Here is a 584-nt window from a genome sequence, read left to right as displayed (position 1 = left end):
CACGAAGTTTCCTTGCTGGGTAGCATCTGTTTCAGTGATGGTGAATCCTGCCAGGCTGATGGAGATGGCATCATTATCATTGATGGTTCCCACGCCTTGGTTATCGGAGATGGAAGCAGCACCACTAAATACGAGGTTACTTAGGTTTACAAAGAAGGTCTCTGTAGGTTCTGCAATGGCATCCTCGATGATATCCACGCTGATGGTCTGGGTAGCTCCATCAACAGACCCGGCAGCAAAAGTGATGGTACCGGAGTTGGTGGTATAGTCATCAGGATTTACGGCACTGTTATCAGCGGTGGTAAAGTCAGCGGTTAGCTGATCCTGTATGTTCCCGGTAAGGGTTACGGTAAAGATGGCTGTTCCGTCGGCTTCGTTCACGCTTACATCGTTGATGGCGATACTGACGCTATCATTATCATTGATAGTGGAAGTGGCCGTAGCGGTATTCAGGCTTACGTCCTGTCCGTTGGCATTGGTAATGCTAATTTCACCTGTAAAATCTTCTGTTGGTTCACTGATGGCATCACCCAGGACATCTACAGGAATGCTCACTGAAGAAGTTCCCTTGGTGATGGTGTAGC

1 protein-coding gene is annotated in these 584 nt (G+C 48.3%); it reads right to left on the bottom strand.

The genetic code is table 11. The annotated features are described in order from the left end of the window. The coding region (locus FLP08_RS15500) for a Calx-beta domain-containing protein (RefSeq protein ID WP_202912789.1) at nt 1-584 on the bottom strand (584 nt) is incomplete at both ends.

It is taken from the genome of Christiangramia aestuarii (genome assembly GCF_009735585.1).
Taxonomy (GTDB): Bacteria; Bacteroidota; Bacteroidia; order Flavobacteriales; family Flavobacteriaceae; genus Christiangramia; species Christiangramia aestuarii.
This window is presented reverse-complemented; position numbering and strand designations above follow the sequence as displayed.